16 protein-coding genes are annotated in these 24,643 nt (G+C 37.9%); 10 read left to right on the top strand and 6 right to left on the bottom strand.

The genetic code is table 11. The features are described 5' to 3' along the window. The first annotated feature begins 23 nt into the window (after nucleotides 1–23). From ACHZAX_RS13300 to ACHZAX_RS13255, 10 genes are all read left to right on the top strand, one after another. Entirely contained in the window at nucleotides 24–1,355 is a 1,332-nt protein-coding gene (locus ACHZAX_RS13300) for a hybrid sensor histidine kinase/response regulator (protein ID WP_101309015.1), read from the top strand. Nucleotides 1,356–1,620: 265 nt separating this feature from the next. Next, nucleotides 1,621–2,535 carry a glutaminase gene (locus tag ACHZAX_RS13295; RefSeq protein WP_320019462.1) on the top strand — a complete coding sequence of 305 codons (915 nt, stop codon included), beginning with the start codon at nucleotides 1,621–1,623 and terminating at the stop codon, nucleotides 2,533–2,535. Nucleotides 2,536–2,538: 3 nt separating this feature from the next. Then, nucleotides 2,539–3,384: a sulfurtransferase gene (locus tag ACHZAX_RS13290; protein WP_320019461.1), complete on the top strand. Its 846-nt coding sequence runs from the start codon at nucleotides 2,539–2,541 to the stop codon at nucleotides 3,382–3,384. 118 nt (nucleotides 3,385–3,502) lie between these two features. Continuing rightward, on the top strand, nucleotides 3,503–4,042 hold the full coding sequence (locus ACHZAX_RS13285) for a carbonic anhydrase (RefSeq protein WP_101309012.1): 540 nt from the start codon (nucleotides 3,503–3,505) through the stop codon (nucleotides 4,040–4,042). Between the two features lie 632 nt (nucleotides 4,043–4,674). Beyond that, entirely contained in the window at nucleotides 4,675–7,032 is a 2,358-nt protein-coding gene (locus ACHZAX_RS13280; protein ID WP_320019460.1) for a TonB-dependent siderophore receptor, read from the top strand. 111 nt (nucleotides 7,033–7,143) lie between these two features. After that, entirely contained in the window at nucleotides 7,144–8,292 is a 1,149-nt protein-coding gene (locus tag ACHZAX_RS13275) for a PepSY-associated TM helix domain-containing protein (RefSeq protein ID WP_320019459.1), read from the top strand. Between the two features lie 19 nt (nucleotides 8,293–8,311). After that, a complete protein-coding gene (locus tag ACHZAX_RS13270; protein WP_320019458.1) occupies nucleotides 8,312–9,934 on the top strand; it encodes a diflavin oxidoreductase in 1,623 nt (540 codons plus the stop codon). 211 nt (nucleotides 9,935–10,145) lie between these two features. After that, nucleotides 10,146–10,871: a 23S rRNA pseudouridine(2604) synthase RluF gene (gene rluF / locus ACHZAX_RS13265; RefSeq protein WP_320019457.1), complete on the top strand. Its 726-nt coding sequence runs from the start codon at nucleotides 10,146–10,148 to the stop codon at nucleotides 10,869–10,871. Nucleotides 10,872–10,995: 124 nt separating this feature from the next. After that, nucleotides 10,996–13,854: a helix-turn-helix and ligand-binding sensor domain-containing protein gene (locus tag ACHZAX_RS13260; RefSeq protein WP_101309008.1), complete on the top strand. Its 2,859-nt coding sequence runs from the start codon at nucleotides 10,996–10,998 to the stop codon at nucleotides 13,852–13,854. A 576-nt stretch (nucleotides 13,855–14,430) separates the two neighbouring features. Next, nucleotides 14,431–14,739, top strand: a complete 309-nt coding sequence (locus ACHZAX_RS13255; protein WP_320019456.1) for a hypothetical protein — start codon at nucleotides 14,431–14,433, stop codon at nucleotides 14,737–14,739. 132 nt (nucleotides 14,740–14,871) lie between these two features. On the opposite strand, the gene bglX is transcribed toward ACHZAX_RS13255, so the two are convergent. The 6 genes from bglX to ACHZAX_RS13225 all read right to left on the bottom strand — a co-directional run bounded on the left by bglX (nucleotide 14,872) and on the right by ACHZAX_RS13225 (nucleotide 24,631). Continuing rightward, entirely contained in the window at nucleotides 14,872–17,139 is a 2,268-nt protein-coding gene (gene bglX, locus ACHZAX_RS13250; protein WP_320019455.1) for a beta-glucosidase BglX, read from the bottom strand. A gap of 56 nt (nucleotides 17,140–17,195) precedes the next feature. Further along, nucleotides 17,196–17,984, bottom strand: a complete 789-nt coding sequence (locus ACHZAX_RS13245) for a carboxylesterase family protein (protein ID WP_101309005.1) — start codon at nucleotides 17,982–17,984, stop codon at nucleotides 17,196–17,198. Between the two features lie 41 nt (nucleotides 17,985–18,025). Further along, complete coding sequence (locus ACHZAX_RS13240) at nucleotides 18,026–19,459, bottom strand: glucoamylase family protein (protein WP_320019454.1); 1,434 nt, start codon at nucleotides 19,457–19,459, stop codon at nucleotides 18,026–18,028. 11 nt (nucleotides 19,460–19,470) lie between these two features. Beyond that, nucleotides 19,471–21,177, bottom strand: a complete 1,707-nt coding sequence (locus tag ACHZAX_RS13235; RefSeq protein WP_320019453.1) for a family 43 glycosylhydrolase — start codon at nucleotides 21,175–21,177, stop codon at nucleotides 19,471–19,473. An 87-nt stretch (nucleotides 21,178–21,264) separates the two neighbouring features. Continuing rightward, nucleotides 21,265–22,980: a LamG domain-containing protein gene (locus ACHZAX_RS13230; protein ID WP_320019452.1), complete on the bottom strand. Its 1,716-nt coding sequence runs from the start codon at nucleotides 22,978–22,980 to the stop codon at nucleotides 21,265–21,267. 115 nt (nucleotides 22,981–23,095) lie between these two features. Continuing rightward, nucleotides 23,096–24,631, bottom strand: coding sequence for a RagB/SusD family nutrient uptake outer membrane protein (locus tag ACHZAX_RS13225; protein ID WP_320019451.1), 1,536 nt, complete (start codon nucleotides 24,629–24,631; stop codon nucleotides 23,096–23,098). Nucleotides 24,632–24,643 lie beyond the last annotated feature (12 nt).

The raw sequence follows: 24,643 nt of genomic DNA, 5'->3' as shown, positions 1-24,643 counted from the left end.
TTCAGATATTAGGAAGACTAGATATGGTAAAAGTAAAATTTGAATATAAAATTCTTATTTCATACTTATTGATAGGAGGATTATGGATCACATTCTCTGATCAATTAGCGAAAAAGATAATCTCTGATCCCAATTATCTGACAGAAATACAAACTTATAAAGGTTGGTTTTATGTTTTGGTGACTGGAATTTTGTTTTACTTCTTACTAAAGAAGCATTTGATTAAAATTCGAAATGCAGAAAAGAAAGCCAGAGAGAGCGATCAGTTGAAAACTGCTTTTTTGCAGAACATATCGCATGAAATAAGAACACCTATGAATGGGATTGTTGGTTTTGCAGGCCTTCTAAAAGAAAATGATCTGACCAAAGATCAAAAGGAAATGTACCTTGATATTATTACTAAAAGTTCGGATCAATTGCTTAATGTAGTTAATGATGTATTGGATGTTTCACTAATAGATTCGGGAAATGTGATCATTAATAAAACTCAGTTTAATCTTAATGAATTTTTGGAACAGATTTATTCAGTTCACGGAACAATTTTAAGGAAAAATATTTCTCTTCGGTTAAATAATACTCTTTCCGGTTCAGATCACATTGTTTTTTCCGACAGAGTAAAGTTGGGACAAATTCTGGATAATCTCATTAGTAATGCAATAAAGTATACCCCAAAAGGAGAGGTTGAATTGGGGTGTGAGACGAAGGAAGATCGATTGCTGTTTTATGTAAAGGATTCAGGAATTGGGATTGCTCCGGAATATCATGAGAAAATTTTTGATCGTTTTCACAGGGCAGAGATTGAAACAACAAAAACGATTGGTGGAGCAGGCTTAGGTTTAGCCATTTGCAGGGGTAATGTGAATTTATTGGGTGGGGATATTTGGGTAGAATCCAATCTTGGAATTGGTTCCAAATTCTATTTTACAATTCCTGGTGATTTCGTTGTTCAGAAACCTACAGTAGAGGAAAAAGCAGATTTGAATAGTGTTTTAAGGCCTGGCTGTGTACTTGTTGCAGAAGATGAAGAATATAATTTTCTTTATATATCAAGAATATTAAACGATGCGGGAATCGATTTTTTAAGAGCAAAAAATGGACAGGAAGCAGTGGATATTTGTCGGAAGAACGCAAATTTAGGATTGATTTTGATGGATATTAAAATGCCGGTTTTAAATGGTTACGAAGCTGTTAAGATAATTCGGGGGCTTCACAATAAAATTCCCATTATTGCTCAAACTGCTTTTGCCATTGGAAACGAAAAAAAGAAGGCTTTGAATGTTGGTTGCAACGATTACATCGCAAAGCCTTTTAAGAGAGAAGAACTGTTGAATAAGATCAGGGAAAATACAAGGTGATTACTGACCTTTGACTAAAAAGAGGAACATAATTTTCGGCTGTTTGATAGCTTTTCAGCATTTTTCCAATAATAATCAATTTAAGAAAGCCGGAAATTGCATTATGACTCTCAATCACCACAAAATACAAACTGGAAGAGAGTTAGATCAAAATCCTTATTGTCTTTGTATTGCATATGGGAAATAGAGTATTGTACACTCATTTTAATCTATTAGGATTTTACAGTTCAAAATGTAACTTTAAGCCAACTTAATAAGCTGGTTTATGGAATACCAAGAGATATTTACGGAGATTTTAAAAAAGATGGACGATTATAAGGATTCCGGGAGTCCTGCGTCGTATATTCCGGAACTTCGTGATGTTGATCCAAGTAAATTTGGAGTTCATTTGATCACGAATACGAACGAAAATTACAGCATTGGAGATTCAGAAGAAAAGTTCTCCATACAAAGTATTTCAAAAGTTTTGTCCTTGGTAATGGCATACAAGTTGGAAGATGAGGATTTATGGAAGAGAGTGGGAGTTGAACCATCCGGTACTCCTTTCAATTCCCTGGTTCAGTTGGAGTATGATCAGGGAATTCCGCGTAATCCATTCATAAATGCAGGAGCGTTGGTAATCTGCGATATTTTAGTGGAGCATCTGGAAAATCCTAAGGAAGAGTTTCTTCATTTTGTGAGAAGTCTATCGGGTAATTCTGCGCTTGAATATTGTTCCCGTATTGCAGAATCTGAAAAATCAACAGGTTATCGAAATGCTTCTCTAATCAATTTGATGAAGGATTTAGGGAATATCCGTAACGACATTGATACAGTTTTGGACTTTTATTTTAATTTGTGCTCCATCGAAATGACTTGTAGTGAGCTGGCCAGAACATTCCTTTTTCTGGCTTCGTATGGGAAAGATCCTATAACTAATGAGAAATTTTTAAGTTCCAGTAAATCGAAAAGAATTAATGCTGTGATGCAATTGTGTGGTTTTTACGATGAAGCTGGTGAATTCTCGTTTAAAGTTGGTTTGCCAGGGAAAAGTGGTGTTGGCGGTGGTATTGTTGCCATTCTTCCTAATCAATACAGCATTGCAGTATGGAGTCCAAGGTTGAATAAAAAGGGAAATTCGAGTAAGGGAATGAAATTTTTGGAACTGTTTACCAGCGAAACTGAATCTTCAATTTTTTAATTCATGTTAAAAACTCAAACCAAATTGCAACCGGTGGTATCAGCCAAATGGCTTTCTCAGCATTTGCATGACCCTAATCTGCTTATTCTTGATGCTAGTCTAAAGGATAATAAGGCCGGGTTAAAATCAGAATACGAAGGTGTTCAAATTGTAAATGCGCGTTTTTTCGATTTGAAAAATACATTTTGTGATCCTGACAATCCAATTTCAAATATGATTCCAAGTCCGGATCGTTTTACCGCAGAGTGCCGTAAACTGGGAATTAATAAGAATAGTAAAATAGTTGTTTACGATAATTTAGGTACCTATTCAAGCCCAAGGGTTTGGTGGTTGTTTAAAGCAATGGGGCATAATGATGTTGCTGTTTTGAATGGTGGTTTGCCGGTTTGGAATAAAGAAAATTTTGACGTTGAGACACAGAAATCCATCGAATTGGAACCGGGCGATTTTCAAGCTGATTTTAATCTGGAATCAGTCTTGAATTCGGAACAAATTCTCGAAAATATCAATAGTGAGCAGAGCCTTGTAATTGATGTTCGTTCAGAAGACCGGTTTTTGGGCAGAGTTCCCGAACCCAGGGAAAATTTGAAAAGTGGTCATATTCCAAAATCCATTAATCTTCCTTTTACCAGTGTTTTGGCTAAAGGAATGTTTCTGCCGAAAAATGAATTAAATGAGATTTTTGAACGTTTATCCGTAAAGAATAAACCCTTGGTTTTTTGCTGCGGATCGGGAGTAAGTGCTTGCATTGTTTTGCTGGCCTGCGAGCTGGTGCGAACCAACAGCAAATATCTTTATGATGGTTCGTGGGCGGAATGGGGACAGTTGAAAAATTATCCGGTCGAATAATTCTTCTTTGTATTTCTGATTTGCACAGAAGAATCATTTGGCTATCTTTAGAATCATTCTAAACCATACCACTGTAAAATGATGATTTTTTAGTGGAAATGAAATATCTATCGTAATCATGAATCGACTGCTACCTGTTAATTGTATTGAGGATATCTTACCGGAATACCGACATACACCCATTGGATTGCTGCTGGAGTTCCATAACTTAAAACGGCCTTTTGCCACTTATACCGAAGCCCAGCTTTTGGTTGGTATGTGTATGGATAATCGCAAACATCTGCACATTCCAGAAAACTTTTCATACATTATTCGGTCGGGAGGAGCTAACCTTCGTTACAGCGAATTTAAAGTTTCATACGCAATTTCGGTAGGAGGAATTAAGCATATTGCATTGATAGGTCACAACAATTGCGGCATGGTTAATCTGCATTCCCGAAAGGATGAATTCATAAGTGGTTTGGTTGGTACTGCCGGCTGGACTCCTGAAAGAGCCGAAGAACATTTTACCAATTTTGCTCCCATGTTCGAAATAGGAAATGAAATAGAATTTGTAGTGACTGAAGCCAAGCGATTGCGTGTGAAATATCCGAAAATTACAGTTGCTCCTTTGTTCTATCATGTGGAAACCAACCGTTTGTCGATTGTGGAAGAATAAAAATACAGTCGATGGGTGAACGGGTAATAATACAGTCGGCTGAGGCTTAAAATACTTTCAAAATAAAAATCCTTTCATTGCAATGTCACACAAAAGATTAATGTGTGTAAAATAAAGTTTTTAAAGCTTGCTTTACAGTTTCGCTTTCCATTAAAAGTGTCCTGAAAGTCTGTTTTTCGAGGTCATCAAAATTCGCATACGATTTTTTACTGTTCAGGAAGTTGATAGCTCATCCTTACAGTAACTATAATTTATTTATTTCCTTCCAGGTCAAAGTTCAAAATTTCACAATTATTTATTCCAAATGCTTTTGTGATTTTTGTAATGAGTGAAATTCTCCCAAATATATTTTAAGAGTAGCTGTATTTAGTGATATGTATGAACTGTTCTCAGAATGATTTTTTTTCTGTTAAAATCAAATGAACTTGAATTTGGCTTGTAAATTAATTTGCTGTTAGTCAATCTTGTGTCTGTGTTTGTCATGGCTTTTTACTTGTGTCATAATCGGGTAATTTAAGTATCGGATTGCTCGCCGCCTGTTTATTGTAAATCACTATTTATTGGGATTGATAGCTGTTTAAGTAACTAATAGATTTGCTATCTAAAATAAATCCTAATTAAAATAGTAAAAAATGAAGAAGTTAATTTTTTTGATAGTATGTATTACTATTACAACAATATTACACGCTCAAACCGGAACAATTTCAGGAAAGGTGAACATTCCTGATGATAATGAAGGTGTTTTGGTAAATATTGGACTAAACGGAACAAATAAGGGAACAATTATAGATGAAAAAGGAAATTACATTATTTCTAAAGTTGACGAAGGATCATATCTTCTCGAAGCTTCATCTATTGGTTTAAAAACACAAAAAATAAACGTTAGTGTGATTGCCGGACAGGAAACAGTTGTGCCGGCTTTCAATATGGAAAAAACAGACGAAAAGATTGGCGAAGTTTTAATTATGGGGAATCGATACTCAAGCTACATTGCCGATAAATCATCACAAAGTTTGCGTTTTAATACACCTTTGCTCGAAGCGGCTCAAAACATTCAGGTAGTCACGAAAGATCTTTTGGATGATCAGCAACTGGTCGATATGCGTGAAAGCATAACCAGGAATATCAGTGGGGCACAAATGATTGAACATTGGGGTAGTTTTGCCAGGATCAATATGCGGGGATTTAAAATTCCTGCCTTTCGGAATGGAATGAATGTAGATTTACCATGGGGACCACTTACCGAGGATATGTCTATTGTGGAACGTATTGAGTTTGTAAAAGGACCTGCCGGTTTTATGCTGTCTTCAGGTGAACCGGGTGGTTTTTATAATGTGGTTACCAAAAAGGCCGAAGCTGATCAAACCAATGAAATCTCATTGATGATGGGTTCCTTTAATACGTTAAGAACGGCTGTTGATTTGGGGGGTAAATTAAGCAAAGATGAGCGTTTGTTATTTCGCTTAAACTTAATGGGCTCTACAAAAGATTCTCACCGCGATTATGAGTTTAATGACCGTTACACCATAGCACCATCAATTAAATTTCTGATTGATGAAAAAACGACACTAACAGCAGAATATATTTATCAGCATTCTAAAATGTCTAATATTGGGTCGGCCTATGTTTTTTCTCCAAATGGCTTTGGCGATTTGCCCCGTGATTTTACTTTACTGGAGCCTAATATAGACCCTACCAACATCAGTGAACACAATGCTTTTGTTAATTTGGAGCACAAACTAAACGAAAACTGGACATTTACTGCCCAGTTAGGATATGTAAATTACGAACAGATTGGTTCGTCATTATGGGCTGACTCTGTATCAACCGAAGGTCTTGTTTATCGCAACATAAGTATTGGTGATGCTGTTAGCACTGCGAAATTGGGACAAGCTTTTGTAAATGGCGAAATTCAAACAGGGGCAATCAACCATCGCATTCTTGCCGGAATTGATATAGGTGACAAAGAGTATTATGCAGACTGGTTTCAGGGAGGTTCTCTGGGCGGAGTAGATAATCCTATTGATATTTACAATCCGGTTCACAGTGTACACACATCGGCTATGCCTGTTTTTGACCGAAGTATGAGTATTCGCCAGCGTGCTTATAATGGAAGTTATCCGGCAGCACAAATGACCCGCTATTCATCTTTATATGTACAGGATGAATTGGGTTTCTTTGATAATCATTTAAGATTAACCCTGGCGGGGAGATATACTTCTTACAAAACGGACGTTTATGGAGCATCTACAAATGATGAGGTGCTAACTCCCCGCTTTGGAATTAGTTATTCTATTGATGAAAATACGTCGGTTTATGCCTTGTCCGATCAATCTTTCCTGCCACAATCGGGAAGCGATAAAAATGGAAAAGCCTTTGATCCGGTTGAAGGTCATGACCTGGAAGCCGGGATTAAACGTAAGTGGGCTAATGGACGATGGAATTCATCTCTTACTTTTTATAAAATCACCAAAGAAAATGTACTGACAAGTGATCCGGAAGACGTGAATTACAGCATTCAATTGGGTGAGGCAGAATCAAAAGGTTTTGAGTTTGACATCCAGGGAGAAATCGTAAGCGGTTTGAACCTGATTTTGAACTATGCAAATACTAATGTAAAGGTTTCAAAAGACAGCGATCCAACCAAAGTTGGCACCCGCATGGCCGGACATGCCAAACACATGACAAATGGTTGGTTAAAATATCAATTTAAATCTCGGGGATTAAAAGGCTTGGGTCTGGGACTTGGTTATCAATATCAGGTTGATCGGTCATCGTGGGCCTGGGGGGCCGGCAACGAATCTATTTTGCCGGATTATTTTAGACTTGACGGTGCCGTTTCGTGGAAAAACGAAGATTTTTCAGTTGGCTTAAACATTAATAATTTACTGGATAAATATTTGTATTCAGGAAGTGGATATTCGGGATTCTATTATTGGCAAACAGAGCCGGGAACCAACTTCCGCTTAAATGTCAGCTATAAATTTTAAGACTTTATAAATTTTGTGTGATCTAATCTCCTTTCTGCTTAAAGCGGAAAGGAGATTTGCAATAACTATTTCTAACAGATGAATGTTTTCTGTTTATTTAAATTGATTATCATGATAAAAAATGCAATTGCTAAAATTCATCTTTGGTTAGGCTTAACTTCAGGAGTTATCGTTTTGATTGTTTCTCTTACTGGATGTATTTATGCTTTTAGTAAAGAAATTACGGAATGGAGAAGGATGGATGCAAGTTATGTGGAAAAACATGCTGACAGCACAATTCCAGTAAGTAAATTGTGGGAAAAGGCAGAGGAAGAGTTTGGTACTGAGAAAAAAATAAGTTGGGTGAATATTTATAATGATCCTCAAAAAGCATGGGTTTTTTATACTTATAAGCCTAATCCTGAAGGATTGACCTATTTTAGTTCCATCGAGCATTATGAGTCTTTATTTATTGATCCTTACAAGGGGGAAATAAAAGCTGTTTACAACGAAAAGTTAGATTTTTTCAATATTGTGAAATATTTGCATTGGAGTTTGTTGTTGAAAACAGAAATAGGGCAGCCCATAGTAGGTTGGAGTACATTTATTTTTGTGATTTTGCTAATTTCCGGATTGGTTTTATGGTGGCCGAAAAGTTTTAAAACAGCTCAAAACAGATTCAATATAAAATGGAAGAAACCAACAAAATTATACCGGAAATTATACGATCTGCATAATGTGTTTGGTTTTTACAGCATTGTTTTTGCCTTACTAATTTCCCTTACCGGGATGGTTTGGGCATTCAGGTGGTTTCAGGCTGCAGTTTATGTCGTGGCAGCAGGAACAACGAGTCCTCCTGATGTAAGCATGGAAAAATCATCGCCCGGAAATTACATTGCGACAAGCCCGGTTGATGAGGCGTTTAGTCAAACCCGAAAAAAATATGCTGATGCAAATGCCTTTCGTATTTCGTTTCCGACCGATAGTCTTGGAGTGATAAATGTTTACGTGCAGCAAAAAGAAGGCATGTATTACATTAATCACCAACTGCAATTTGATCAGTATTCAGGAAAACTGCTTAAGGAACGCAAACATTCCGATAAAAATTTTGGTGAAAAGCTGATAACAGCCAATTACGACATTCATGTGGGTGCTATTTTGGGGATTCCTGGCAAAATACTCGCGTTCTTAGTTAGCCTGATTTGTGCTTCATTACCTGTCACCGGGTTTTTGATGTGGTGGAAACGCCGCAGGAATCGTCAGCAAATTTCTCTTTTCTAATTCTTTTCAAGTGATAAAAATGATAAAGTCTGCTATTCGAAAATTATTTTTTTGGAGATCTGATTCAGGAAAAAGTGACATTACAATTCTTTACGGAGGAAAATCAGGTAATGCTGCTTTTGTTGCCAACGAGGCCGGAAAACAATTTGTAAAACACGGATTGGCAGCAAGAGTTGTCAACATGTCAAGCTATCCGGTTCATTTAGTAAAGAATGAAAAAATGCTTCTGATTGTTGCAAGCACACATGGCGAAGGAGATCCTCCGCCATCAGTTATTCGTTTTTACAATTATTTGTTTTCTCAGGAAGAATACTTGGGAAATCTGCAATATTCGGTATGTGCTTTGGGCGATTCAAGTTATGAGTTCTTTTGTAAAACAGGTAAAGATATTGATGAACGTTTAAACGAACTTGGAGCCAGCCGTTTTTACCCACGGGCTGACTGCGATGCGGAGTTTGGACCGAATGCTGTCAGTTGGATTACCGGAATTCTGAATCAGCACCTTTCAACCTCAGCAACAGAGGAAATCACAATCGAAACTGATCAAGAGGTTCACTATCACAATGCTTTGATCAAAGAAAAATACCGTTTGAATGAAGGTTCTTCTGACGGGATATATCATCTTGTTTTGGGCATTGATTCATTGCAGGTGTCTTATCAACCAGGCGATTCTATTGGTGTTATTCCCCAAAATCCTTGCGAATTGGTCACTGAAATTCTCAAAACGGTTCACTGGTCAAGAGAGCAATCGGTTATTTTCGACAATGTTGAATTTCAGCTGGGGCATCTTTTGCAAAACAAACTGGAAATAACAACTCTACGTAAGAGTGTAATCTGTAAATATCAGCAATTTGCTCAACACAAGCAGTTGGAAGAGCTAATCTCAGCAGAGGATCAATTGAATGCATATCTTGGTCAACATGATTTGTTGGATTTGTTGATCGACTTTCCTTGTGAGATGAATGCTCAGGAATTTGTTTCGGTATTGCCGGGAATTCTTCCCAGATATTATTCAATTGCATCGAGTCAGCAATGCAATCCTGCAGAAATTCACCTAGCTGTAAAACAAGTGCAATTTAATGTAAGGGAAAGAACAAGGAAAGGCTCCTGTTCAACTTACTTGAATCAATGCTTACAAGTAGGCACACAAGTGCAGTTTAAATTGATGTCAGGCAATTCGTTTCGTCTTCCTGAAAAATCAGATGTACCGGTTATTTTAATTGCTTCAGGTACTGGGATTGCCCCTTTCAGGGCTTTTTTACAGGAAAAGGAATTGCAAAAAAGCGGTGATAATTGGTTGATATTTGGCGAGAAACATCAGGAATCTGATTTTCTTTATCAAAAAGAAATAAAAAAATGGTTGAATCACCGTGTTCTTACCCGTTTTGATCCGGCTTTTTCAAGAGATGATGAAAACAAGATTTATGTGCAGGATAAAATTCATGAGAATGCTGATGAAATTTATCAATGGCTAAACAAAGGCGCTTGCATTTATGTTTGCGGATCTTTAAAAATGGGAATGGGCGTTCGTCAGACAATCCTTAAATTGTATGAGAAGAAACATAAGGGGGAATCGGAAGTACCAGGTTTTTATCTTGATCGCCTGATTGGTGCTGGTCGGTACCGTGAAGATTTGTATTAATTTCCCTATTCGGCAAAATACAACTTTTGTTTCTTCCTTATTTTTAGCCTCAGAATAATAAAATACACCTCAACCTTTCGGGTTGGGGTGTTGTTTTTAGGAACAGCCTCGGCATTTTTAAATAGGTTTTTTCAAAGAAAAGCTTCTTCTTTTCAGATAATTAATTAATTACTGTAGTTTTGCATTTCAATTGGATGGAAGTAGAGAAAAAATGGAATTAAAACGACTAAATAAGGCAATTGCCGAAACAGGATATTGTTCACGAAGAGAGGCTGATAAGCTGATTGAAAGTGGGAGAGTTAAGGTGAACGGAACAACAGCCGATTTAGGTGTTAAGGTTACCAGCGAGGATACGATCAAGGTAAAAGGACAAACCATTACCAGGCAAGTAGGAAATATTTATTTGGCATTTAACAAACCAGTTGGCATCACCTGCACTACAGATACTCATATAAAAGGGAATATCATAACTTACCTTAATTATCCGGAGCGGATTTTCCCAATCGGGCGATTGGATAAACCGAGTGAAGGACTTATTTTTCTCACCAATGATGGCGATATCGTGAATAAAATACTTCGCTCACGAAACAATCATGAGAAAGAATATGTTGTAAGGGTGAATAAACGAATTACTTCCGATTTTATAAAAAAAATGGGAAATGGTGTTCCTATATTAGATACCGTAACTAAGAAATGTAAAGTTTGGAGAGTTGATGATTTTACATTTAAAATAATTCTGACTCAGGGATTAAACAGACAAATTCGCAGAATGTGCGAATATCTGGATTACAATGTGAAAACCCTGCAGCGGCTTCGGATTATGAACATCTCCTTAGGCAGCTTAAAAGTTGGAAAGTACCGTTCATTTACTAAAACTGAATTACAAACCTTGCTTAATTTGTGCGAGGATTCCGCTAAAACCTTCGATGAGATTTAAAATAGTAATATTCTTAAATTTTTAATTCCTTTTTTCTTTACTATGTTGTTGCAAGATCAATTAAATCAGGTAATATCGTCTCTGATTTTTTTATATTTGTAGGAAACCAGATCGAATTGCAACTATGAAACCTGCCAATTTAATTCTTCTTTTATTTTTACTCTTTCAGACGACTTTTATATCCGCAATCGAAAAGCCGTTTGGGATTTTTGTGATTAATCACGATCGAAGTGAGTACCAGGCAATGAGCCAGAACTGGGCTGTAGCATTTGATGAGCTTGGGAGGGCTTATTTTGGGAACAGCGGCGGTGTACTTGAATACAACGGGAAAGATTGGGTTTTGCATCAGCACAGATCTAAATCGGCAATTCGATCTCTGCTGTTTGATGAGCAGAGCCAAAGATTGTATTCCGGTTGTTATGAAGATTTTGGATATTGGAAGAGGGACAGTTTAGGCGTATTAAATTATTATTCATTAGCCGAAAAATTAAACGATTACAAGTTTTCCAGTGAGAGAATCTGGTCCATTGTTAAGAGCGGAAAAGAAATTCTTTTTCAGTCATTCCCAACACTTTTTATATACAATACGGAAACCGAAGAGGTAAAATCAGCAGCGCCGGGAGGTGAACTGATGTTTTTAGGAAAGGTAAATGATACAGTCTATTCAAGAATCAGCGGTCGGGGGATTTGTAAAATAGAAGCCGGGGAGATTAAAGTTATTGCTGATTCCGATTTTGCAAAAAATGCAACCATCCGTTTTTATTTGCCCAACGAGCGGGGTATTATTGTTGGCGATGGGAAATCAGGACTTCATATTTTAAAGGATGGAAAAACTAAGAAATGGAATTGTGAAGCCAATGAGGTATTGTCTTCAAAAGATGTAAATTCTGCCGTTTCCATTGGTGATACTGCATATGCAATAGGAACCTTATTGGGTGGTTTATACATTATTAATCATGATGGTAAAATCCTTAGTCACATCGACCGGCAGTCTAAACTGGAAAACAATACTGTTTTGGGAATGGCTCTCGATCATTCAGGAGATTTATGGCTGGGAATGGATAATGGATTGTCTTATGTCGACTTAAATTCGACCATTGAGTATAAAATAGATATGGATAATGCTCCGTCAGCAATTTATTCTGTCATAAAACACAATGGATACATTTATATCGGAACAAATAACGGGGTTCTTTGCTCAAAATTTGATAAGGATTATGCAGACCTGGATTTTAGGGAATTATCCCTTTTAGAGGGAATTACCGGGCACATTTGGAAATTGGAAATTTTAAGGGGCGAACTCTTGTGTGGCAGCAATAATGGTATCTTCAAATTGGATCAGGGAAACGCTTATCCATTGTCAACAGCAATTGGAGGTACTGATTTTGAAATTATTGAAAAAAACGGGCAGGAATGGTTAATAGAGTCTACCTACTTTAAGATTAGAATGTTTAAAAGAGAAAATAACCAGTGGGTTTTTTCTCATTTTGTTGATGGATTTGAAGGTGCATGTCGGTTTATTGAGGTTGATCATGCAGGTTATGTTTGGATCAGTCATGAAATAAAAGGCTTGAATCGTTTGACGCTGTCTGGTGATTTTAGAAAGGTAGTATCCAACAAGTATTTTGGATTGGAATCAGGCTTGCCTACAGAATATCAGCTGAATGTTTTTACAGTTAACAACCGGGTGGTTGTAACAACAGGAGAGGAGATTTACACTTATGATGATCTCACGGACAGAATGCTGCCTTTTAACAAGTTGAATAACACTTTGGGACGTTTTAAAAAGGCTGTAAATATTGTAAATGCCGATCAAAACCATTTTTGGGTTATCACCGATAATGAGGCTGTTTACATGAAAAACACAGCAGATTCGATGAGTTTTGTAAGTGCTTTCACCTTGGATAAACAATTTTCATTTCCCGATAAGTATCAGAATATTTCAATTAACAAAGATGCCAGTGTTTTATGTTTGGAGAATGGTTTTGCTATCCTTCCCAATGAATCGAATGATGTATACAAGCATCAGCCATTGGTCATCACCCAAGTTGTAAAGGGGAAAAAAGGTGTCGGTAATAAGGGAATTTTACTGCCTTTGCACAACAACAAGGTTTTGGAACTTAAGAACAGAGATAATTCTCTGGAATTTACTATTAATTCGGTTAACTATGGTCCTAACGATGTGACCTATCAATACCGTATTGTAAATCTTTACGACGATTGGATTGAAGGTGAAACTGAAAGTGTAAATACAATAAATGATATCCCGCACGGAGAATATGTATATCAGGCCAGAGCTGTATTTTCCGACGGCAGCAGATCAAATGTGGTAGAATACCCATTCGTAATTTTGCCTCCTTGGTTTGCTTCAAAAACAGGCGTTGTTGTTATCATTTTATCGCTGGTGGTTTGTGTTGGTTTACTGATTGTTTTTAATAAACGCATTTTGGAGAAACAGACCAATATCATTGAGAAAAAACATACCGATCAACACAAGAAAAACGAATCGACAATAGAGCAGCTTCAGAATGATGTTTTGCAGAAAGAACTGGAGAATCTGCAGGGAAAATTAACGGTTTCAGCCAATGCTCTGGTTGAGAAGGACAGATCGTTAAATACAATAAAACGCGAATTGGATATCATGTTCCACAAATTGGAAGGGCGTTTTCCTCACCGCGATTACGATAAGATTTTGAAAGTAATAAACGGACAGCTGACTCAGAAAAAGGACATGCTCGATTTTGAGCGGCATTTTGCCGCATCTCAAAGTGGGTTTTACGATGGGTTGAGACAGAATTATCCAAATTTAACTCCTGCGGATCTGCGATTGTGTTCTCTTTTGAAAATGAATATGAATTCGAAAGAAATTTCGATGCTTTTGGGAATTACAGTTCGAAGTGTGGAGGTGAGCAGATACAGACTACGAAAAAAAATGGAGCTGGAACCCGATGAAAATCTCACCAAAGTGATTATGAGGTATTGATTTGTCTGCTGATTGAAACAGATTGAATATTTCGGTACAATTGTGCCACTATGTAAACGGATGTTGTCACTGCATTCGTATAAGTTGGTCAGAGTCTCACTGCAATCAAGCCGTCTATGCCAGAGTATGACTTGAATCTAAAAGAAACATTTTGGCATAGGTTTGTTGGTGATTTACTATTATTGCTGCAGATCTGTATGTTTCCACCATAGGAATGTAACTTACTACTGCGGAAATGCAATATGTTACCATGAGAATGCAACTTGCTACTGCGGGAATGCAATATGTTACCATGGGAATGCAACTTGTTACCAAGGGACTATATGATACCACCTCGGGACAGTGTGATACTACCAAGGGACTATATGATATCACCTCGGGACGGTGTGATGCTACCAAGGGACTATACGATACCACCTCGGGACAGTATGATGCAACCACAGGAATATGTATTATTGCAAAAATAATGTATGTTAATACTATTTTTCCGTGATTAATTATCTTATTACGGGAATAAATTACCATTTAAGTTGATTGATTATTGCAAAATGTAAATTATTATCACTATTTTTAAGCATGACTTCGAATAAAACGATTCCCATCAACGAGCTGATCTTATCAGAAATGAAAAAGCAGGAAGTGAGCATAGCTGCAATGGCTAAAAAGCTTGGCTTAAGTTTAAATGCCACTTACAGCACTCTAAAAAAGCCAGACATTCAAACCGATCGTCTGGCTAAGATTAGTGAGATACTTCAGGTCAATTTTTTTAAGATACTCGCCGGAGAGCTCAATATCGAAAACCCAATCAATCCACAAATAGAGAAGCTTACCACTGAAAATGAAATTCTGAAAGAGGTAATCCGCCTTTTGGGTGGCAACAAATAATACTATTGATATTAATTTGGTATTCTTTTTAACTTGTGAGAATCTTATTTGTTGTTGGCTGAAAGCAAAAAAAAACAGCGGTACAATTTAGAAACTGTACCGCTATAACTAATAAAACTAACTATTGATAAACTAATGCTTAAACTGAAATGAAAGTTCGTTCGATTCGTTGGATGAATTATTACTTACCCAAAGTTTAAAATCACCTTCCTCGGCAACGAAATTCATGTTAATATCATAGAATTTTAAATCTTCTTCCGAAATTGTAAATTGGATTTCTTTACTTTCACCTGGCTCTAATCCTACTTTTTCGAATCCTTTTAATTCTTTCACAGGACGGGTTACACTTCCGTATAAATCCTGAACATACAATTGCACCACTTCTTCTCCGTAAACATTACCAGTATTGCTTAACGTGGCATTTACCGTTAATTGCTCTCCTGATTTAAGAGTATTCGCATTTAATTTCACATCTTTTATCGAAAATGTGGTATAACTTAAACCATATCCAAAAGGATAAAGAGGAGAGTTTTCAACATCGATATAAGTGGATTTATAATCTGCATCAGGATCATTTTTAGGGATTGGGCGACCTGTGTTTTTCGCATTGTAATAAATTGGAACCTGACCAATGTTGCGGGGGAAAGATAAGGTTAGCTTTCCGGAAGGATTGTAATCTCCGGAAATAACATCGGCAAGAGCATCTCCTGCTGTTGTTCCCAAATACCAGGCTTCTACAATCGCATCCATATTCTCATTTTCCCACGATAAATCCAACGGACGACCGTTCATAAGTACTAAACCTGTTGGTTTATTTAGTTTTTTAAGCTCTTTTAGAAAATCCTGCTGAACGCCTGGCAGCTGAATATTTGTTCTGCAGGCAGCTTCGCCTGACCAGTTAAAATCTTCTCCCATGGCAACAAGAACAAGATCAGCTTTGCCTGCAACACTTAGTGCCGGTTTAAATCCTGATTTATCATTTCCCGTTAAATCACATGCTTGAGCATAGGTAAATTGAATATTTGAACCTTTGTATTTTTCTTGTAATCCATCAAACAGTGAAATGCTTTGATTTCTGTCTCCACGACCGGCCCATTCTCCGTTTAAACTGCTCTGATTTTTAATCATCGGACCAATTAAAGCGATCGTTTTCTTTGAAGATTTATCGATTGGAAATATGTTTTCGTTTTTTAGTAAAACAACAGAACGTTTCGCAATATTTCTTGCTGATGCCAGAAATGCCGGTTTCATTCGGGTTGATTCTTGTCTGGCCTCATCCATATATCGATAAGGATCGTCGAAAAGGCCAAGTAAAAACTTCATTTCCAGAATTCGACTTACCGCGATATCTATGCTTTCCACACTTACTTTTCCGGCTTCAACCTGAGCTTTTAGGTTCTCCAGATAAACACCACCTGTCATGTCCATATCGATTCCGGCATTTGCTGCCAGTTCTGCAGCCTGAGCTTCGTCTTTTGCAATACCGTGTTCTACCAATTCGTTAATTGCAGTGTAGTCGGTAACTACGAAACCTCTAAAGTCCCATCGGTCTCTAAGAATATCTTTGTATAAATATTTGCTCGCAGTACATGGTACGCCGCCAATTTCGTTAAAAGCAGTCATGAAGGTAGCAACACCGGCTTCTTTTGCAGCCAGAAAAGGAGGAAGATAGATTTCATTTAGTGTGCGTTCCGAAACTTCAGCTGTATTGTAGTCACGACCAGCTTCTGCCGCTCCGTAGGCAGCAAAATGCTTGGCACAGGCCAGCACCGTATTGGTCGATTTTAAATCTTTCCAATCTTCGCCCTGAAAACCTTTAACTCTTGCTGTGGCAACCAGTTTTCCAAGATAAACGTCTTCTCCGGCACCTTCCATTACGCGTCCCCAGCGAGCATCTCTGGCAATGTCAACCATTGGTGCAAAAGTCCAGGAAATGCCCTCGGCAGCAGCTTCTGTTGCAGCTATCCGGGCACTTTCTTTTATTAAATCAAGATCCCAGGAACATGATTCTGCAAGCGACATAGGAAATATGGTTCTAAAGCCGTGAATGACGTCGTATCCGAAAAGCACAGGAATTTTTAGTCTTGATTCTGCCAATGCAGCCTCCTGAAGCGGCCGGACTTTTTCAACAGTTGCTTCGTTAAACATACTTCCTACCAAACCTTTTTTAAGATAGGGCATTACCTCATTTTGCATTTCCGGTCCTGTAATATCACCTCTTCCGGAGAACTGAGTCATTTGTCCAATTTTTTCCTCTAATGTCATTAAAGAGAGAACAGAATCAACTTTTCGTTCAATTTCGGCATCGCCGCTATAACTCTTGTATTTCGGTTTGGATGTATTGCATGAAAACATTGCAATGGATACCAATATGCTGAATAGTGTAAGCTTTGTTTTCATTTTTCTAATCATTTTCATAGTAATCTGTAATCGCTTTATTGTTTATTTGTAATTAATTATTTGCTCTTGCTAAAGAGCCACTTTACTAAATCAGGTTCTGCAAATGCCTGATCCCAGCTATTGTGATTGGCTTCCGGATAAAGTGTGTATTTTGATTCAGCATTGTATTTTTTTTGCTCATCGTAGACTAGTTTAGAATACTTTCCGGGTACAACATCATCTTTGCCACCATGAAAAAACCAAATTGGAACATGGGAATATTTTGTGACCAATTTCGGGTTGTGTCCGCCGCAAATCACAGCAGCAGCCGTATACTTATCCGGCCAACGGTACAAAAACTCAAGCGTTCCTATTCCTCCCATTGATAAGCCCATGATGTAAATTCTCTTCGGGTCAATGTTTCCTTCCTCTACTATTTTATTTACTAACTGATCGGCCATGTAAGCTGGTTTTGTGGGGCCTGATTCCGTAGGAAATTTAAAAATCCAGTCTCCTTCTGCTGATTTTTCTTTTAATCGATGTGTCCATTTAATATCTGGGGGACACTGGGGAAAAACAACAATAGCAGGATACTCTTTTCTGTTTGTTTGATCCAGAAAAAGCTTCGCTCCATGAGTCAGCTGCTTTTGGTTGTCAGTCCCTCTTTCACCGGAACCATGAAGAAATAATACCAATGGATATGTCTTTCCTTTTTCCATGTTTTCAGGATAAAGGATTCGATATTTTAAAGTGTCCTGTCCAAGAATAAAATTGGCCTTCTGATACTGGTTTAAGTCTTGAGCATAAGTATGCCCTAAACTCAAAAAAAGGATCAGTCCGAGACATATAGTGTTAATTTTTTTCATTGTGAATGTTTCTTAGATAATGTTTGATCACGATTTATAACTTACTGTTGAATAGTAAATTCCAGTTTGTTTAATCCTTCTTTTACTTCCGGACAGTTCATGAACAAATTCCAAAGCAAACCAGTTCTGTAGTTTTCAATCATGCATACAATCGGCCCCTGATCGATGGCTAAATAACTTCTCGGATACCAATTGTGTTCAACACTAAAAGCATCGTATGGGCCATATTTACCAAAGGTTTTGTCTCCCAGATTGAAGTAAATATTTTTTGCCACCTTCATACATTCTTCCGGCGCATAAGGAAAAGAGGACAGAGCTGCGGTGGGAGCGATGATTCCATAGTCTTTATCGGGATTATGAGCAGCATAACCCAAATAGAGATCATTTGCAATCAAATCATTGCGTTCTCTTCCGCCTCCTTGTTCCCATTCGCTGTACCCTTTTATGGAATAGCTGGCTGTTAATCCCCACAGATTTTCGCCATATCCATCAAATTTTTTTGGGTTTTGAATGCAATAAGCCCGGTTCATCATTGTATGAGCAACATTAATATCCCAATAGTTGGCATATTTATCAGAACTGATACTTGGATTAAAACCTAAATAGGAATAGTGTGCCCAAAACAAAGGTCCTCCGGCAGATGGATTGCCATTGTGTTTTAGATTTAAAGTATATCCGTATTTTGAACTTGGCTGAACAATGTCTCCATTTCGGGCCCAGCCTTTGTGGTATGAATCGGCTTTAATGGAATAGTTTGGCGATGAGGCTCCTGTGATGTACGTAATTAAGCACTCATTATAGCCTTCCAGAGGAAAATTCATTTCCCATGCATAATTTGGGGACCAATGCCAGTAAAGTACATCGCTGCCGTCTTTTTCGTACCAATTAAATTCAATACCGTGCCAAAGATTTTTAATTCTTTCGCTCAGTTGTTTTTCTTTTTCCGATCCGGTTTTAAAGTATTCCTGAACACAGATCAAGCCTTGCGCAAGAAAGGATGTTTCAACCAAATCGCCGCCGTTGTCTTTTTGTCCAAAGGGAACTACTTTCCCTGTTTTTCCATCCATCCAATGTGGCCAGGCGCCGTGAAAACGATCTGCTTCTTCCAAAAAACCGGCTATCTTTTCGAATCGCTGCACGCCTTCTTCGCGCGAAATAAAACCTCTGTCGATTCCAACAAGTACAGCCATAAGCCCGAAACCCGAACCTCCGGTTGTTACAACATGCTGATCGTTTTGCGGATAAATACCTGATAAATTGATTCGCTCAGGAGCCAAACCCGAATTGGGTTCTGCACCATCCCAGAAATACTGAAAAGTATAATATTGAATGGTATCCAATAACATTTCATCGGATAATCCCTGATAAATTTTTGGGCCATTATTGCCGGTTTCCTCTTCGGGAATGTTTACCTCTTTATCTTTACCACATGATGAAAGAAGCATGAAAAGAGATAGTAAAATTGTATAGTTCATAACTTGTTGTCTTATTTTACTTCAATAACCTGAGAGGTTTTCGAAATGCCATTTTCGTTAAATGCTTCAATTGTGATGTAGTAGGTTTTGTCAGAGTCAAGTGATTTAAGCAAATGTTCATTTTTACCATAAATCATCCATGAATTATATAGCTTGTCCGGAGCTATTCCCCAAATGATATTATATCCCTGGCAGTCTTCCATTTGTTTCCAGCTGATCTTTGCATCGCGTCGGTCTTTTAAGCGTTCAACCTTAAAGTTTTTTACTGTTGATGGCGCTTTTCCTGAAGCATTTCCAAATATTCGAATATCAGATATTGCAAGCGATGGAGTAGGAACCTCAATATTGGTATACTTTAAAAATCTTGCTTTATAAGCCTGATCTAGTTCAACGTAATCGTTGGGTGTGTCTTTAAAGCTATTAGACTTGTCAATTAATGATTTCCAATTTGATCCATCAGTAGAGTACTCAATCAGATAACGATGTTTCAAATTTTCATATCTGCCATACATATCCGATTTATGATCGTGAAAATTGATCTGGATTGCTCTTATATCCATTGTTTTTTCGAGGTCGATGGTAAACCATTCTCCTCCAGTATTGGTTTTTGACAACCAGAATGTTTTTACATTTTCATCCGTAAGGTTTTCAATTCCTTGGGGAGATGAACTTTTAATTGGTTTATTGTAAGACAGAAGCATCCACCCACGAAATTCGCCGGTTTTTTCTTTCGAATTTGGGGCATAATGTGGATAATCTCCAAATCGGGTATTGCTATACATTAATCCATCTTTATCAAAGAAAATTGGATGCATACAAAGTCTGCGTTCCCAAATATCAGTGACAGAAAGAGCCATCGATCCAAAATGCCAGTAAGCACCTAAGGTTGTTTTTACGATGCTTCCATGTCCGGCTCCGTTCATGAATCCACCAGGTTTGTACACTACCGGATTATGAGCTTGGTAAGTATAGGGTCCCATTGGACTTTTCGCTGTGTAAACACCATCAGCATAAACATTGAACTCCGTGCCCGGTGCAGCATACATCATGTAATAGGTTTCATTGTGCTTTGTTAGCCAAGCACCTTCCATATATCCTTTAAGCAGGGTATCGGAATGGTTTTCTCCAAATCGTTCCCATCCGTGAATTTTCTGGTTAAGGCTGAATAATTCAGTGGTATTTTTTTCTGCAATGAATCTTTTGTTTTTATCTAACTTCCTGCCTCTTATCGGAAATGTATTGGAAGATCCCCAAAAGATGTAGGCCTGATCATCATCATCAATAAACAGATCAGGATCCTGAAGATTATTGAGAATGGCAGGGACAATTTTCCAATCTCCTTTTTTAGGATTATCGGTATATAGCACACTCATAGAACCGGAAGGATCTCCGGTCATGTAGAGAACTGAGTCTTTGTAGTTGTGTGCGGCAGGAGCATTGCATCCTTGAAAATACCATTTTTCCGGTTGAATAAAATCCCAGTTTAGCAAATCTGTAGAATGCCAGTAACCTAATGACCGCGTTACAAACAGGTAGTATTCGCCGCGAAATTCCACTACAGCAGGATCTGCTCCAGAGCGATAGGAAAGGTCGTTTTGGGAATTGTAAATCATGTAGGTGTAGTCAATATTCAGCGGATTGCAATAAGTTTCTGCTGTACGCTGAGAAAAAGCTGCAACACTTACAAAAGTTAAAAGGATGGTTAATAGTCTGAGCATTGGTTTTAATTCTGGTTGAGTAATATTGTATTCCAGAGGTTTCTGGTTGTGAGAAACCTCTGGAATTAAAAATTCTATACAGAGAGATTACTTCTCTGCATCATATATTGTTTGAATTTCTTCCTGCGAAAGAGCCGTATTAAAAATACGTAATTCATCAAGGAAGCTTGAATCGGATAAATGATTCCAGTAACTGAAAGTTTCACCTCCGGCACCAATCGTCATCGTGGTACATCCGGTCCAATCAATACCTTTCGAAAGATCTGAGGATAACATTTCCACACCGTTGAAATAAACTGTGCATTTTGTTAAGGAAACGGTGACTGCAATTTGCACCCACTCGCCGGCAGTTGCATCAATAACACCGCCATCATTCCATACTTCTGCTGTTTCGGTACCAACATTTAATTTTATTCTTTGTTCGGTTGCACTGCCTTCTCGAAACAATCTAAAGCCCTGGTTGCGATTTTCAGGAATGTTATTTCCAACTACAAGAATTCCAGCGCGGTCTGGACTTGGGTTTACTTTGTACCAAAATACAGTACTAAACTCTTCTCCAAACAGCCCTTCTGTAGGAAAAGTAAGGTAAGAATCAGTGGCTCCTGCAAAAGCATCACTTCCAAGTGCACTTTCGCCCGCAAAACCTGTTGTACCTACTACTGTGGCTTCATTGTAGCTAATTAAATCGGTATTGTCTCCATCGAAAGGCATGTAGAATGTTTCACCATATTTAGGCTCGTACGGATTGGTAACATTAATCATATCTTGAATTTCGCCTGCAGTTAACGCTTTATTGAATAAACGTAATTCATCCATCGCGCTGTTATCCGAAAGATGATTCCAATAGCTGAATGTTTCGCCTCCGGCACCAATTGTCAATGTTTCGCAGCCAGTCCAATCAATACCTGCCTCCAAAGGGGAAGATCTCATTTCGACACCGTTAAAGAATATTGTGCACTGTGTTTGTGAAATGGTAAAAGCGACGTGTACCCATTCTCCGGCGGCAACGTCGATAATATCACCATCATTCCAAACTTCAGCCGTACCAATACCTACATTAAGCTTAATTCTTTGCTCGGCACCATTTCCTTCCCGGAATAATCTGAATCCCTGATTACGATCAGTTTCATCATCTCCCACAACAAGAATTCCTGCCCGATCCGGCGATGGATTCACCTTATACCAGAATGCAGCAGTAAATTCAGATGAAAGTAATGAGGCAATTGGGTAGGTTAGATAAGAATTGGTAGTTCCCGAATAAGAATCAGTTCCGATTAAACTTTCTCCTGCAAATCCTGGAGAGCCAACTTTAGCTGCTTGTACAATGTTTACCAATTCGTAATAATCACCATCAAATGGCATATAGAACACTTCACCTTCAAATAGTGGTGTATAAGGAGGTTCTTTTGAGAAATTTACCGAGGAAGTAGTGCTTTTGCCTTCCAAATCGGTGGCTGTTACAGTCATAATGTGATTTCCTGTTGCTACATTGTCATAGGTAAATTTTTCAAGAGCTATCCGATAATCAGTAAATGTTGTAAAATTGGCTATCTCAGTTCCGTCCATTAAAACAGATATGCTTCCAATTTCGATATCATCGGTTACTTTTATATCAATGTCAATTGAGGTAACCAGATCAAGAACTTTTATGATTGTTCCTTCGGTAGGGTAGTTTATTTTGATTACAGGGGCAGTTTCATCCACTCCTGGTTTCACTGCTGTAATCGGATCAATTCCTTCGTCGCATGCCGTAGCAAATACGAGAGCAATCATTGTGATTAGTATATTTTTAAATAATTTCATCTGTTTATATTTTTTATTTTATGATCAGATGGAACTCCCCAATTACACTCATTCTCTTGGGTGTAATTTTTTTTACATGGTCGTTTCATTTTCTTCATTTTAATGATCAAAATTATTAGTTGCTGCCTTTTAAGACTGGAAGTAAATCAACTTGATTTTGAGGATAGGGTAAGTAAATCAAATCAGCATTAAAGGTTCTTCCTTCGTAGCTTAACTCGTTGTATTTTTCAAGACGAACCATATCAAAAAAGCGTGTTCCCCATTCCATGGCTAACTCAGCAAATTTTTCATCCATAACCTGTTCATTTGTAACTCCTGAAATTGCTGTTAAACCAGCTCTTTCCCGAACTAAATTAACCGCAGCATCTGCAGATATTGATGAGCTTGATGCGCCTTGAGTTATGGCTTCGGCATGCATTAATAATATTTCAGCATAACGAATGCAGGTGAAGTTTTTGTTTGTGCCGTATGTAGTACGTCCAGGTGTAAGCTGATCTGATGGTAAATAGTGCTTGCCGCTTGCAAAAAGTGCACGTGCATAATCATTAATTACATCTCCCGATCGGGTTGTGTTTGAAATCCACGAAGGTAGAGTTGTGTAGTTCGGATCTTTTTGAATTTCTGCAATGCCTCGGTCTGTAAAGAGTACGCTGGTTTCCAAACGAACAGTTTCACCTCTGTCAAGCATGAATTTGATGTATTTCAAACTAGGTTCCCAAAATCCCCAGCCACTGCCGGCTCCTTCAACTGCAGGAGTCCAACTTTGAGGGCCAAAGAATTCGAAAAGGTAACTTTTACTGTCGCCTGAACCTTGTCCGAAGTCAGAATATTGCATTTCTAACAAATTTTCATTGTTTAGCTTCCCGGGAATTTTAAACAGCTCGTAAAAATCAGCTTCCAAGCTAAATTTATTTGAACTGATAATTTGCGAAGTAGCATCAGCAACAGCCTGATAGTTTTTCAATTCCAAATTTGCAAGAGCTTTTATCGCAAGTGCGGTGTATTTGGTTACGCCGCCACGAATATCAGTTCTTTGATTCGGATTCATATCCGGTAAAAAAGGAATTGCCTCGTCCATTTGATCAGAGATGTGCTGCATTACATCATTTTTTGATGTGATATCTGCAACCAATAATTCTGTAGGATCTGAACTCGTTGGGATCAGAATATTTCCCCATGTTCGGGATATATTAAAGAGAATCCAGCTGCGAATTGTTTTTGCTTCTGCAATGTACTGGTCTCCTAAGTTTTGGTTTCCTGTTTTGTCGGCATACAATTGAATTTGCTCCATTGTACTGTGAGAGGTGATTACATCGCGGTATTCACCTTCCCAGGCCGAATTGTACATCCAGAAATCTTTGTTGTAATTGTATCGGTCAGTCTCGGCAAAATCTTGCTGATCACCTAAACCTCCTGCATTCACATCATCTCCCCGAACAGACATTAATGGATTTGTTTCCCAGCCTTTATTGTTGAATTCAGCATAAAGACCAAGTAAGGGTGAAATCATATTTTCAGCAATAGAATAATCAGTGCTGTCAGTAATGGCAATATTCTCGGCTGGTTCGTCTAATTTGTCATCGCAGGCCGTTGCAAATAGAATTGCAGCTGCTGCAAGGGTGATCTGTATAGAATATTTAAATAGTTTCATGATGAAATGTTT

This window comes from Labilibaculum manganireducens (assembly GCF_963665805.2).
Taxonomy (GTDB): domain Bacteria; phylum Bacteroidota; class Bacteroidia; order Bacteroidales; family Marinifilaceae; genus Labilibaculum; species Labilibaculum manganireducens.
Note: the sequence above shows the minus strand (reverse complement) of the source record. Positions and strands in the feature narration are given on the sequence as shown.

What these genes read in the sequence shown, in the direction of transcription:
- ACHZAX_RS13300 (WP_101309015.1), top strand. Translation starts at nt 24, where the DNA reads ATGGTAAAAGTAAAATTTGAATATAAAATTCTTATTTCATACTTATTG.
- ACHZAX_RS13295 (WP_320019462.1), top strand. Translation starts at nt 1,621, where the DNA reads ATGGAATACCAAGAGATATTTACGGAGATTTTAAAAAAGATGGACGAT.
- ACHZAX_RS13290 (WP_320019461.1), top strand. Translation starts at nt 2,539, where the DNA reads ATGTTAAAAACTCAAACCAAATTGCAACCGGTGGTATCAGCCAAATGG.
- ACHZAX_RS13285 (WP_101309012.1), top strand. Translation starts at nt 3,503, where the DNA reads ATGAATCGACTGCTACCTGTTAATTGTATTGAGGATATCTTACCGGAA.
- ACHZAX_RS13280 (WP_320019460.1), top strand. Translation starts at nt 4,675, where the DNA reads ATGAAGAAGTTAATTTTTTTGATAGTATGTATTACTATTACAACAATA.
- ACHZAX_RS13275 (WP_320019459.1), top strand. Translation starts at nt 7,144, where the DNA reads ATGATAAAAAATGCAATTGCTAAAATTCATCTTTGGTTAGGCTTAACT.
- ACHZAX_RS13270 (WP_320019458.1), top strand. Translation starts at nt 8,312, where the DNA reads ATGATAAAGTCTGCTATTCGAAAATTATTTTTTTGGAGATCTGATTCA.
- rluF (WP_320019457.1), top strand. Translation starts at nt 10,146, where the DNA reads ATGGAATTAAAACGACTAAATAAGGCAATTGCCGAAACAGGATATTGT.
- ACHZAX_RS13260 (WP_101309008.1), top strand. Translation starts at nt 10,996, where the DNA reads ATGAAACCTGCCAATTTAATTCTTCTTTTATTTTTACTCTTTCAGACG.
- ACHZAX_RS13255 (WP_320019456.1), top strand. Translation starts at nt 14,431, where the DNA reads ATGACTTCGAATAAAACGATTCCCATCAACGAGCTGATCTTATCAGAA.
- bglX (WP_320019455.1), bottom strand. Translation starts at nt 17,139, where the DNA reads ATGAAAACAAAGCTTACACTATTCAGCATATTGGTATCCATTGCAATG.
- ACHZAX_RS13245 (WP_101309005.1), bottom strand. Translation starts at nt 17,984, where the DNA reads ATGAAAAAAATTAACACTATATGTCTCGGACTGATCCTTTTTTTGAGT.
- ACHZAX_RS13240 (WP_320019454.1), bottom strand. Translation starts at nt 19,459, where the DNA reads ATGAACTATACAATTTTACTATCTCTTTTCATGCTTCTTTCATCATGT.
- ACHZAX_RS13235 (WP_320019453.1), bottom strand. Translation starts at nt 21,177, where the DNA reads ATGCTCAGACTATTAACCATCCTTTTAACTTTTGTAAGTGTTGCAGCT.
- ACHZAX_RS13230 (WP_320019452.1), bottom strand. Translation starts at nt 22,980, where the DNA reads ATGAAATTATTTAAAAATATACTAATCACAATGATTGCTCTCGTATTT.
- ACHZAX_RS13225 (WP_320019451.1), bottom strand. Translation starts at nt 24,631, where the DNA reads ATGAAACTATTTAAATATTCTATACAGATCACCCTTGCAGCAGCTGCA.